Annotated in this window: 10 protein-coding genes; all 10 read right to left on the bottom strand. The window is 47.2% G+C overall.

The features are described from left to right. Positions 1-5 precede the first annotated feature (5 nt). On the bottom strand, positions 6-1262 hold the full coding sequence (gene icmH / locus L4D79_RS02385) for a type IVB secretion system protein IcmH/DotU (RefSeq protein ID WP_428646860.1): 1257 nt from the start codon (positions 1260-1262) through the stop codon (positions 6-8). Positions 1263-1265: 3 nt separating this feature from the next. Then, positions 1266-2591 (bottom strand): type VI secretion system baseplate subunit TssK, encoded by a 1326-nt coding sequence (tssK, locus tag L4D79_RS02380; RefSeq protein ID WP_428646857.1) that lies wholly within the window; start codon positions 2589-2591, stop codon positions 1266-1268. Between the two features lie 12 nt (positions 2592-2603). Continuing rightward, positions 2604-3143 carry a type VI secretion system lipoprotein TssJ gene (gene tssJ, locus L4D79_RS02375; protein ID WP_428646854.1) on the bottom strand — a complete coding sequence of 180 codons (540 nt, stop codon included), beginning with the start codon at positions 3141-3143 and terminating at the stop codon, positions 2604-2606. Beyond that, a complete protein-coding gene (locus L4D79_RS02370) occupies positions 3143-4141 on the bottom strand; it encodes an FHA domain-containing protein (protein ID WP_428646851.1) in 999 nt (332 codons plus the stop codon). Before L4D79_RS02370 ends, tssJ begins: the two co-directional genes overlap by 1 nt. A 21-nt stretch (positions 4142-4162) precedes the next feature. Further along, on the bottom strand, positions 4163-4870 hold the full coding sequence (locus L4D79_RS02365) for a substrate-binding periplasmic protein (RefSeq protein WP_428646849.1): 708 nt from the start codon (positions 4868-4870) through the stop codon (positions 4163-4165). Positions 4871-4937: 67 nt separating this feature from the next. Further along, entirely contained in the window at positions 4938-7592 is a 2655-nt protein-coding gene (gene tssH, locus L4D79_RS02360) for a type VI secretion system ATPase TssH (protein ID WP_428646846.1), read from the bottom strand. After that, positions 7589-8638 carry a type VI secretion system baseplate subunit TssG gene (locus L4D79_RS02355; RefSeq protein WP_428646843.1) on the bottom strand — a complete coding sequence of 350 codons (1050 nt, stop codon included), beginning with the start codon at positions 8636-8638 and terminating at the stop codon, positions 7589-7591. The genes tssH and L4D79_RS02355 overlap by 4 nt, the downstream gene beginning before the upstream one ends. Beyond that, positions 8629-10404: a type VI secretion system baseplate subunit TssF gene (gene tssF / locus L4D79_RS02350; RefSeq protein WP_428646840.1), complete on the bottom strand. Its 1776-nt coding sequence runs from the start codon at positions 10402-10404 to the stop codon at positions 8629-8631. The genes L4D79_RS02355 and tssF overlap by 10 nt, the downstream gene beginning before the upstream one ends. After that, complete coding sequence (gene tssE / locus L4D79_RS02345) at positions 10397-10819, bottom strand: type VI secretion system baseplate subunit TssE (protein ID WP_428646837.1); 423 nt, start codon at positions 10817-10819, stop codon at positions 10397-10399. Before tssE ends, tssF begins: the two co-directional genes overlap by 8 nt. Then, positions 10816-12312 carry a type VI secretion system contractile sheath domain-containing protein gene (locus L4D79_RS02340; RefSeq protein ID WP_428646834.1) on the bottom strand — a complete coding sequence of 499 codons (1497 nt, stop codon included), beginning with the start codon at positions 12310-12312 and terminating at the stop codon, positions 10816-10818. The genes tssE and L4D79_RS02340 overlap by 4 nt, the downstream gene beginning before the upstream one ends. Positions 12313-12344 lie beyond the last annotated feature (32 nt).

Here is a 12344-nt window from a genome sequence, read left to right as displayed (position 1 = left end):
CCTTTCTAACGCTTTTCGCTATAAATAAACGCATCGGCTATTCCTTGCTGATTGGCAGTCGCTAGCGTCTGTACCGCATTCTCTTTGTTGTTTGCAATACTGAGTAGGCGGTATTTACCCTGCCACTCATCAATGACCGTATTGGGGATCGCTTGGTCATATTGGCCTTGGAAACGTTCAATGTTTGACCTTGAATTAAAAGTAGCAAGCTGGACAACCCAAATGCGTAAAGTATCATCAACTGAGCCCATTGTCGGCGAACTTGCAGCCTTTTGAATAGAAACAGCATTTGGTTGACGGTTAATGTCGGCGGGTGTACTAACGTAGGTATACTCGTTATCTTGCGTACTCTCTACCTTATACAAATCATCGGTAAACGCTGTCAGTTGGCTAAAAGCTTGTGCTTTATTTGGCTTTTGTGAGTCATACCAATATTGCAATCCGCCCCAAAGCACAGCAGCAAGCGCTGTTAAACAGAGCGAGAATCGCATCACGTTAATCGGTTTTTGTGGACGTTTTGCCAATTTCACCCGATCTTCTTCAATTGCAAGACTGGGGATCCGATCCGAAAACGAGTAGCTTCGTTTTTTAGCAAAGACGGCTTCATCTAAGCGTTGCAATAAAATAGCCACTTGTTCCTGCCCTTCTCCCCGGTATCGCCCCTTGAAGCCGACTTTGAGTAAAATAAAGATGAGCTCTAACAAATCCGCCAGCAATACCGGCTGTAACAGTGCGCGCTCGGCAACGACATAGAACTGTTCACCGCCGTTTTTGATGCCGAACAACTCACTAACCAACATCTGGTTTTCCCAACCGACCGTTTCACCCCAGGAAGAATGGACGATCTGTTCGTCTATCATTGCCGCCAGTAAAAAGCAGGTTTTATCGGCTACCGAAGGGGGATATTCCAGCTTGGCTACCTTGTATTTCAACTCAGTAATGGATTGTTTGAGCCCGGCTCTAAAAACAAAAAGGTCATCGGGACACTGCATTCTTTTCACTGTCACCGCATAAGAAAGAAGATCGGAGCAGACGTTTAGCAAGTGATTATCGAAAGGCTGGCCATTTTGAAGGGCCAATAAGTACCGCGTTTTATTTTTCAATTCATTGGCATGTGACAATGGTGCCCCTTGAGGCATTTGATCACTTTCCACATTCTGTGAATTCAATCCTGCTGTGCTACTCGCCGACGCGCTGCCCTTCGGTTTGCCTGTTTCTGCAGAAGTAATGGTTACAGTCACTTCATCTAACAAATCATCCATAAACTACCCCAGCGCATAAAGCTTGATAGTCAGTTCCGGAATCCTGCTATCTACATGCAGCGCAACCGGTTCTCTTTTTGATTTAAGCATCTGCCAGTAGTCGTGAGAAACATCAATCTCAAAGTATGCAACATCCGATTGCGCCTTTAGCTCAGTTGGCGCGACAGGGAGCACACTGACATTGACCCCTGACTGACCGTTGCGAACCAGTTCAACAATTTGGCTCAGTCCGCTGAGTGTGCAACAGCTCGGGAACGTCTGGTTAAGCTCGGCAGTGCCAAAGGGAGACTGCACTGATAAGACGAAACGCTTACCTTCAAGTTGGTTAAGGTTAGGAATGGAGAGCCTGAGAAGGCGGCGTTTTTCAAACAGGCCAGTATCCCAATCAAACTCAGTGACATTGTCACTTTGCACCATTGAGAGCTTTTCCCGTAGCTCTGCAAAAAGGCCGGCAAAGCTATTCACCAAGTTTTCCCGGGACAATGGCTTGGGTGGCTCCGCCATTGCAGGAGTAAAACTGTCTAACTCGGCAGAAAATGAGACTAAGCCTTCATATAGTTCTTCAATGCGTGTTTCAGGTTGCTCCAGTTTCAAATGTAACCATGGCATCCAACGGTTCAGGGTTTGTAACCACAAAAACTCACGCATTAAGCTCAGGTCGCTTTTGGTTTTCTGGCCTACCCCAATCCGCTGCACGACATCCATGGATCTTACCTGGCTTAGAATGTAGAGCTCTTTAACCCGCTCTTTAAGCAAGGAAGATGCTCCGAAATGTAAACAGGCCGGAATAAAGCCTTTATCCAGCACTACTTCACCGTTTTCCTGACGTTCGAGTACTTTAGCGACAGGAAGCAATGCGAGTCCGGTAACATCTTCACCTTCGATAACAAGGCGTATATTGGGCTCAGCTAACTGGGCATCAATCGCGCTTTGCCCCGAATCACTGACATCAAACAGGTTACAGTGTGAGACCGCATAACGACGCTGTTCAGAGGCTTCGCCATATTCATTCTCACCTTCCACCGATAGCGGCAACGCCAGATATATACGTTGATTCAAGGTGCCTTCAGGTACTTCAAGCAGTAGCTCTTTAGCACAGTCGAACAAAGTGCCATCAGGAAAAATACCGCTACTCTTCACCACGCCGAATTTGCCGAGTTTGAGATAATTGGGCTCAATATCCAGCACAGTTACCCCAAAACACTGCCCGCCGGTAGTGACTGACATGTATTTTTGAATATATTGTGTGGTATGGCGATCTTGCTGCTGAAAATGTTGTGGGGCAATAAACATCCCCTCTTTCCATACAACTTTATTTTGACGTTTCAACAGTAATACTCCTTAAAACACATTCCACCAGGAATCTTCAACTGGCTGAGAAACTTCCACTTTGTTACTTGAAATTCGAATAACAAGCGGTGTCTTTTCCGGATCTTCCACAATAGCGGTATAAGCTTTGGGGGTTGCCGATTCATAGTTTGAAAACTCAGCTAAAACACCGATGAACTTGGCTTGTTGTTGCAAATCGAGCTGAAAGGTTCTCTGTTCACCGGGGATCACCGCCGGCATCACCGTGATGTCGACTAATGAATCAGACAGCACGGATTTATCCGACTCATACAAGGCGATAAAGTCTGATTTCTGAAAACTCCCCACATCGGCTAACTGGTATATCCGGACAATAACCGGGCGGGACTGACCATCATCAAACACGTTAAGCTCTTTGGATGCAGCAAGATCAACAGACAGGGTCATGGTCGGAACAAAAGCGGCATTGTTACTACTGTTGCTACAGCCTGCCACCATTGCGAGTAACCCCAAACCATACAGCCCCGAACCAAACAGCAGTGCTTTTGAATTACTGGTATTAACTGATTTCATCATCTCTTCTCACTTAACTCTTCAAATAAGATGGATGAAAACAAGCGGTAATACTCTCGTCGCTCTTGCTTGCGGTTAAATTGCTTCTTATATAGCGCCCAATATTTCTTCTCTTTACTGCCCCAACCGGTTATGTAGTCATCAAACTCATCTTCAAGCTGTGTGGGTTGGAAACTCTCTAAAAAGCGTTCAAGCGTAGCCTCAATGGACTCGACAAGCCTTTCTCGATCTATAGACGCGGATAAGCTGCGCTCTTGCTGGGCAATAATGGTATTCAACCGTTCAATGCTATTCTGCAGTCCTTCGGCGTGATGATTTTCCGCTATCGTCACCGCCTTACTGCCTGAAAGAATAGGCTCGGCGTCATCATCAAACATGACAACATCATCAACACGTTCAGGCTTAAGTTGCTCATGCCAGTTATCGGTATCATCAAATGGGTCATGGCCAAACACATCATCCAAGACATTCTCTGGAGAAAACTCACTGGCCGCGGATTTCGAGGCCTGTTTTACACTCGCCGTTTTTTCTGCGATGACACCTGAAGCCGATCCTACGGGTTGGTTCAATACGAACTCTTGGAAATCGTCGCTCGTTATACTGCTGTGACTAAATGGATTAGAGCTAGATTCAAGATCAGCTTGAGGAGACTTTTGTGTGTTGCCGTCATCAAATAGCGCATCAATATCACTGACTAATAAAGTGTAATCACCAAGCTTTAATTTATCCCCATCCGATATTTTCTGGTGTGCGCCTTCTCCTAGTCGTACTCCATTAACAAAGACGCCATTGGTACTACGGTCTACAACTTCGAACCCTCCAGCCGTATGAGGACGTAGTTCGGCATGAACCCGTGACAATGTTCGGTTAAAATCAGGGAGCTGAACCGTACACTCGTAAGAGCGCCCAACCGTTCCCCCGGTAGCTGGTAGAGATATCTGGCGGCTCGGTATCTGCTCGTTCTCTGGTGTTTCTATTAATTGAAAACTAATAGTCATGGCCTTCTTCCCTGTTAATATTCACTGGCACCGCGCCATGGCAAGATTGAAACGCTTTAAAAATGATGGTTGCTGGGCAAGAAAACCTTTGGAAAAGTGCACCATCAAATCTTGTTTTTTTGTTCTGATTTTCTTGAAGTAATCCTGTGGTATACCCGCCTTTTGCATCGCCTCTTCAAACACCAACTCATACTCATAGGCCACATCCAATTCGCCCTGCCACAACATTTGCAACAACGCGTCGGCATCACGGGGTTTTTTGATGACGTTATAGCCTTCCCGCTTGAGCGAAAGCCATTTGTTGGTGTTGTACTTAACGCCGTATCTCAAACTGTATTTGGCTGTTTCATCATCAAGGCTTTCTCTGACTGCTGGACTGACAAACCAAGCAAGGTTTTCAGAAACAATGGGGTCCGAAGGCTGTGCGTAAGAAGCGCGGTTAGCGTTGGCCGACCCTGAAAAGAATCCATGTACTTTGCCCGTTTCAACCAATAGCTGCGCTTTATCCCAGCGCATCATCCTGATTTCATAGGGCTGGCCCATGTTGCGAAAAGTACACTTAACCCGGTCTACCGCAACACCTCCGATAACACCTTCGCTATCCACTGTTTGATAAGGTGACCAGTTCTGGGTAGCCAAAACGACCCGATCTACCGCCAATGCGGTAGAGCAGACCAGACATAAGCCGATGCCGACGATTCCCTTCAACGCCTGAATCCCTTTCAACATTTAGGCTCCTATTCAACAAACATAACCACACACTTACCAACACACGCTTCAGATAGATTTTCAGCCCCTAGTTTATTGTTAGCACCAACTGCCCAGTTTTACTCTCTGCACTGACGGTGATCTGCTCAATGGGCAAACAATCACTTAACCGTTGAATACATTCAACAGCTAAACGAGGCATCAACGAGCGGTTAATAATCTGTTCAATGGCCCTCCCACCCGTTGTCGGATCAGAATTACGTGACACCACAAAATCAATGAAGGCTTGATCCCATTCAAAGCTCGCTTGATATTTTTCCTTCACCTTATTAGCAATTCGGTTGAGGCTAATTTCGGCGATCTTGCCAAGTTCTTCATGATTAAGTGGGTAATAAGGCACAATTGAGGTTCGGCCGAGGAAAGCGGGTTTGAAGTATTGCTGAAGTGCTGGACGGATTTGTTCGACAAGTTCATCAGTCTTTGGACGCACTTCACTGTGCTCGCAGATATCACAAATCGCTTGATCCGCTGCATTGGAAGTCATGATGATAATCGTATGCTTGAAATCAATCATGCGCCCTTCGCTGTCCTTGATATAACCCTTATCAAAAACTTGATAAAACAGGTCATGAACACCGGGATGAGCCTTTTCCATTTCATCGAGCAGTAGAACAGTATATGGGTTACGCCTGATGGCCTCGGTAAGCACACCACCTTCGCCGTAGCCAACGTAGCCTGCTGGCGAACCAAGCAACATCGAAACCTTATGCTCTTCTTTGAACTCGGTCATGTTGATTACCGTGAGGTTGTTATCACCACCGAACACCTTATCAGCAAGCGCCATGGCAGTTTCTGTTTTGCCTACGCCGCTTGGCCCGCACATCAAGAAAACCCCGACGGGTTTGCGGTTGTCTGTCAGTCCAGCCCGTGAAATGCGGATGCTTTTAGCTAACTCAGTAATAGCGACATCTTGCCCAATAACACGCTGATGGAGAGCATCTTCTAAGGAAAGTAGCTCAGCCACTTCTTCTTTTACCATGCTCCCAGCAGGGATCCCTGTCCAAGCTGAAATCACTTCAGCAATCACTTGCTGATCAACCATGGCAAAAACCATTGGCTCATCACCTTGCAAGCAGTCAAGCTCTGCCAACTTGTTCTGTAGGGTAACCTGACGCTCTTGCAATGCGACTTCGTTTAACTCGCCACTAGCATGGCTGGTTTCTAACAGTTCAGTGAGTTCACTTATCTCAGCTACTAAGGCCTTTTCATGTTCCCACCTTGCAGTCAGGCCCTTTAGCTCCTCGCGCTTGGCTGCCAACGTTTCGCGTAACGGATCCCTGTCTTCAGCCAAGGCGATTAATACCGTATCTTCGACATCACAGGCCTCCAGCTCATTATTCAAATAGCGCAGTTGCTGCTCGAGGTGTTCTATTTTCTCCGGCTTAGCCCCCTGTGTCAGGGCAATCCGAGCGCAGGCGGTATCCAGTAAGCTGATTGCCTTATCCGGCAACTGACGAGCCGGTAAATACCTCACCGAAAGGGAAACCGCCGCATCGAGCGCATCTTCGCGAATAAAGACACCGTGGTGTTTGCGCAATGAGGCAGCAACGCCACGCAACATTTGCAGCGCATCGTTTTCAGAGGGCTCTTCAACTTTGACGACCTGAAAGCGGCGGGTCAAAGCTGGATCTTTCTCGAAATACTTCTTGTATTCCGCCCATGTCGTCGCCGCTATAGAGCGGAACTCCCCCCTTGCCAAAGCTGGCTTAAGCAGATTGGCCGCATCATTTTGCCCTGCGGCACCACCAGCGCCAATCAAGGTATGCGCTTCATCAATAAAGACGATAATCGGAATATCGGCGCTTTTAACCTCATTAATCACATCTTTTAGCCGATTTTCGAACTCACCTTTAATACTGGCTCCGGCTTGCAACAGTCCTAAGTCAAGTGAGCATATCTCTACCCCTTGCAGCACTGGCGGCACATCGCCATTAACGATCCGTAAGGCAAGCCCTTCAACAACTGCCGTTTTACCTACGCCAGGCTCACCGACTAAAATGGGGTTGTTCTGACGTTTACGGCAAAGAATATCGATGGTGTAACGCACTTCGCTGTTGCGCCCTGAAATGGGGTCGATATTCCCATCTCTGGCTTGCTGCGTAAGGTTAACGGTATATTTATCCAGAGCACCGCCAACGGCAGGACTTACGCCAATGTTATCTGCTTGAGTATTAGCAACCGATGCACCTGCCGGTATAGACGCAGCATTGGCACTTGAAGCCAAGCTTAACTGGGCAATTTGACCAGATAATGCCTCCAATGAAATATCTTTCAGGCTTTCGAGCGCCAACCTTTTTACACCAAAGTTGTCCGATTGCTGTAATACCAGTAGCAAATGAAGGCTGGTGATATAGCTGTGACCGAAATTAACAGAGGCCTGCAACCATGCCTCTTCCATCAATTCACTCAGGGCACGGCTTATGGTTGGTTGTCCGTTAGACCCTTTAACCAAGCGCTCTACACGAATAGATAGTTCATTATTGAGCGCACTTGGGTCTACCTTCTGACGTTGAAGGTAGGACAATAGCTGCTCATCTTTTTCCACCAAAATCTGTACTAGCCAGTGCTCAACTTCAATCGCTGGCACTGTCTGCTCCATTGCGGCGGCTGCAGACTGTTCCAGTGCTGCCTTTAGCTCAGGAGTAAGCTTCCCTACTAGGTTACCCAGTTTTACCTGTGTCATACGTTGTTCTCCGGCAGTAGTAAGATTTTGCGAAAATGACGGCTATTCCTTTCTGGTGCGAGGCAATTGGCTTCTCCAAGCCGAACGCTTTTATTGCCGAGAGAAAGGGTTGGCGAATCAATAAATTCCCGCTTCACATACAAATAGATTTTGGGTTCGGTATTGTCTTTAAGATAAGCGCGTACCAGCTGCTTCATGGCTAATGCCAGATGGGTGTTTCTAAGCAGGCTCAGGTACTCAACTTTCGTTTGGGGTGTAATATAGATTTCTATGGTTTTAAAAGCCTGTTCGCCCTTTGAACCCAGTACGACACCCTGCCCCAACTTATGGTTTTGCCCTAGCTGGCAACCAATTTTTGTTTGATGAGCAGGTCGAATACGATACAGCGCCGAGGGTAAGACGTAAGGCGTAATAGACAATGAAAAGTAGTTACAAAGTAGACGTTTAAGTCCAGATAAACTGCGGCTTTTGTTCGACAACGCCAAACCGTACCGCAACGTACCTTGGTTATTGCTTGGGTTATTGCCTTGGTTACTGCTTTGTTCATTGCTTTTATCGTTGCCATGGCGACTAAGTGGCTCGCCGTCATTTCTGGGCATTTGCGGCAAAGCAAACATATTCGCCATAGCGGCTTGCTGGCTTAACCGAGCCGATGGCTGAGTGTGTATCGATTCTTTCTCATCGCGCAACAACAGGTTTCCTGCGCTTTCGAGGCTGGCTCTCAGTTCAAAGTAGCGCTGGTTAAACACATCAAGAAAGGCATGTAGTGCCGTGTCATCCTGATGAAGACTATTGAGCATTTCGGCATACAAATAATCGGGAATAACCCCCTTGCAGCCTGATAAGGCCTCTAAGCCCAGACTCAGTTTTACCTCATCACTGTTCTTTTCAATACCGGTTACGGCCGGTGGCAGCCCCTTTGGCATGGGATCGGCGGTTAGTCGCAACCTCTGTCCTGTCTCTGCACTTATCGTGTTGAGGATACGGATAGCCTGAATGAAGTCGAATTGTTGTGGCTGAGACAGCAAACGGGACACTACAGACATAATTGGCTCCCGTGACACTTGTCGAAGTCGAGCCCAGGCTCATCACTGCCAAAGCGTTGTATCGAGACCTGAATAAAGCGGTCGAAGCTACAGAACTGCTTAAAGAAGGCATTGAGCACTTCGCCAACGACGGCAAATTCCGAATCCAACAGCTCATTGTCCAGTAGCAAGGTAACAGCGGTACCCGACGAAAATATGCTCTGCCCTCCAATGGTGACAGGTGCAACAAGGTGGCTATACGATACTTTTTTAATGGCATCGGCAACGCTGCAAAGCACACTGTTACAGCACAACCTCACCGCATCCTGCAAGGCTCTGGTCGGTTCATCAACTTGCACCAAACTTGAAAAATTGGCATTGAGCAAGGCAATAAACCGCCAGCTTAACGTGTTGTCTAGTGAGGGATACTGGGGCGCTGTTGGTGTTTTTAAAACCCGTACCGTACCGGGAAGGTCCACCGCGGCAAGTGATTCGGCTTCACTAAAGCTTGGGATCAAGCAAGGTAGGCGGCCATTGCAGACATTCAGCAATAATGACAATACGATGTCTTCTTTATCTTGGTGTAGTTCGGTATCGCTTATTGATATTTTGGTCTGGCGTCGGCCCTTTTCATCCCATTGCTGGCGAGCCTGCCACTTGGGACGATCCTGCTCCAGCCAATATCCGCCTTCGTATACCGGCTTAAGCAGTATGTCTCCTGTTGGTAATACTTCATTCACCGTTTCAACAGAGACAACCGTCAGTTCGCTATCATTATCCACTTCAGCAATCACCGGCATGGCAAGCTTGCTAAAGTCATAGCGAATAGGCTCACCATGCTGCTGGAACAGATTGATTGCTGGCACCGTATTTAATGCAAACACTTGGCGACTAAACAGACGCAAATACTCGGTGGGTAATTGCTGTACAAAGAAATTCAATGTGACTTTATTGGTGGAAAACTGCATCAGCTCTTGGCCGAGCTCTTCTATTCTCAAATACGCTGCTTTATCAGGGAAAGAGAAATAATCACGGAGCTGATCAATACCGGCGAGATGATTCCCATACTGTGGCAACCAGTTAAAGTCGGGATCCGCTACCCTTGAGCGAAGCCGGGATATATCGATTTCTACCTGCTGGCCAGAGTCATCAATCAATGACAGTGCTTCGGTATTCAGGAGCAATAAATCAACCAAGCCCCTAGAGCTATTTTCAAACCCGCGGACATAAAAATCGAAATGTCCCTGCTTTTTATCCGAAAATAATAGCGAGGGGTCAGCACTTTTCATCGTTAGCTGAATTACGGCATCAGCACGGCGTATTGATGCTGGTGTAGGGAAGTTAAATGGCGCAGAGCTGGCTTCTATATCGTCGATATCATAAGGCGTAACCACCAACTCATCGACCAAGGTAAATATACATTCGCTCTGGTTCACCTTAACGGCTAATTCAGCCCCTTTAGGCAAAGATAACGGCTCTCCTCCTGCATCCCCTTCAAGCTCAAGCGTAAACGGTGCGTAGCTCGGTACGATTTGTAAATAACCGGGGTACAACACATTGAACAGGTCCTGTAGCACCTCCGGAAATTGCTCATCTATCCGTTTTTCTGTCTTTGCTGTTAGTAAAGCTACCGCATCAATCAAGCGGCTGATATTAGGATCTTCTTGGCCGCTTTGATTCAACCGCATAGCGCCGGCATGATCAGGGTAATGTTGGCCAAAGCCTTCAAGCGCTTGGCGTATATAAGCCAACTCCCTTTCGTAATAACTTAATAGTTGATCAGACAACTTCCTGCCCCTCCATTTTTGCCGACTGACTTGACAGGCTGATGCTCGAGTCAAAGAGGAAAACGTGCTCGCCATTTTTCACATCGACTTTCGCCATCAGTGAAAACTTCATGATGTTTTTGCTTGGATCGCTTTCCTTCACAAAAACACTGACTTCCGACAGGCGAGGTTCGAACGCGCTGACCCATTTTTCGAGCGATCGAGAAAACTGCTCTTTGTTCACTTGGCTACTTACGCTATAGGCAGCATCGAGGCCGAAACTGAAATTGGACAACTGCACTTCTTTAAACTGTTTTGGCAATACCCGCATTGGCGCTTCAGAGTTAAGCAACACAGTGAGTTGGTAGCGAATAGACTCCAATAACTGTTCTTCATTGCCCTTTTGCTTAGCAATAAATGTGCCCCAAAAACTCATGCCTCACCCCCTACCATATTGTGCTGATCGACAGACCCTTTTTGGCCAGATGCACTAGACTGGCGAGACTCACCACCAAGGTCGGTTGATATCAGCACTTCTCCGCAAGCGTTATCGAATTGGTATTGCGGCTGCACCAGCACATCACAGGTATATCGACCGTGTTGGCCCTCAACCTCCCTAACCTCGACCCGACCTTTGCTCAGTGGGTATTTGGCTAACGTTATTTCATCTGCATCGGTTAAATTACTGGCATACTTATCAAGCCAACCATTGAGGAAGCTTTCGCACTCTTGGGCAGTTTGAAAATTACCCATCATCCCTCGAATTTGGACTTTGAGATAATGGGCAATACGGCAGATCATCAGTGTGGTTTGAATTTGTCCCATGACGGCCTCAGCGTCATCATCACCATGCTCCCAAATAGATGCATTGCCCCTGAAATAAAACTTATCCGTTGTCAAACTGTGACAAAGTGGGATGAAACCATTCTCTGCGTAGAAGCTCCCCATCTCGGTAATAAATCGCACATCAGGCATTGGTTCCATCGTTGCCACTTTCCCTGAACTGCTTGGTGGAAGGTTCACCAATGCACCGCAGTATTTGTCCTGCCAGCGTGATTTCATAAACCCAAACCAGTTGATCCGGTTAAACTCCCGCATCGCCACGGAGGCAAATAGAAATGCAGAGTTCCCCCATAACCCTTGTGACGAACAAGCATCCTCATCAGAGAGCAGCTTTTCTGAGTCAGGTCTGTCTGAAAAGATGACTCGCTTTGAGGATTGGCTGGTATAAGGTCGGCGAAGGCGCACGCTCGGTAAGGTCAGGCCAATAAAGCGGGACGCCGACAGTCCGCGTAACCGTTGCCAAGAAATAAACTCAGGCCCCTGAATGATCTTCTGAATACGCGCCGTATCCGATAGCCAGTCGGCTCCGGTCTCACCAAAAAAGTTATCTGCGGGTGAAGTGATAAAAGGGCAAAGACACAGATCACCCATACGGGAGAGCAACTCGAGGGTATAGATATCGTCGTAGTCGCTGTCAAAATCCATTGAAATCTGATGGTCAACCACAACCAACCCGTATGGCTGACCACCTGAAGTATTGAGCTCCTGATTACCAATAAGATTATACAGCGCAGTGCGCTTAAGGGAGATTGCAGTATTAAGCTCATAAGAAAGATCATCCCAAGATACGTCTAAGAGCTTAACTTTGATTTTTTGATAGTTAACGGGAAGCGATACCAGTGTTTCGACTCCCCTCCACGTGGATTCTAGTTGGACAAAATCAGAATGATGAATAAGCGCAGACAACTGTTCCGACACTGATCGGTCTATATCAGCAATAAGTCGGGTAACCCCCGAGCGGAAAGCCTGCGGGCTACTGACCATTGCCTTGTCAGTTTGAGCAAACAACGTCAGGGCTTCTTTCAAGAACCCGCTATCCTTGCTATCTAACCGATTGAGCTGTTGTTGAAGGTCTGCGCTTATCATCCTGATACCAACCTTTTAACCTAATAATACAC

It is taken from the genome of Photobacterium satsumensis, assembly GCF_050336935.1.
GTDB classification, from domain to species: domain Bacteria; phylum Pseudomonadota; class Gammaproteobacteria; order Enterobacterales; family Vibrionaceae; genus Photobacterium; species Photobacterium satsumensis.
The sequence above is the reverse complement of the archived record's forward strand: the minus strand, read 5'-3'. Positions and strand labels throughout refer to the sequence as shown.

Coding starts and splice junctions, on each gene's coding strand:
- icmH (WP_428646860.1), bottom strand. CDS start 1,262: ATGGATGATTTGTTAGATGAAGTGACTGTAACCATTACTTCTGCAGAA.
- tssJ (WP_428646854.1), bottom strand. CDS start 3,143: ATGAAATCAGTTAATACCAGTAATTCAAAAGCACTGCTGTTTGGTTCG.
- L4D79_RS02370 (WP_428646851.1), bottom strand. CDS start 4,141: ATGACTATTAGTTTTCAATTAATAGAAACACCAGAGAACGAGCAGATA.
- L4D79_RS02365 (WP_428646849.1), bottom strand. CDS start 4,870: ATGTTGAAAGGGATTCAGGCGTTGAAGGGAATCGTCGGCATCGGCTTA.
- tssH (WP_428646846.1), bottom strand. CDS start 7,592: ATGACACAGGTAAAACTGGGTAACCTAGTAGGGAAGCTTACTCCTGAG.
- L4D79_RS02355 (WP_428646843.1), bottom strand. CDS start 8,638: ATGTCTGTAGTGTCCCGTTTGCTGTCTCAGCCACAACAATTCGACTTC.
- tssE (WP_428646837.1), bottom strand. CDS start 10,819: ATGAGTTTTTGGGGCACATTTATTGCTAAGCAAAAGGGCAATGAAGAA.
- L4D79_RS02340 (WP_428646834.1), bottom strand. CDS start 12,312: ATGATAAGCGCAGACCTTCAACAACAGCTCAATCGGTTAGATAGCAAG.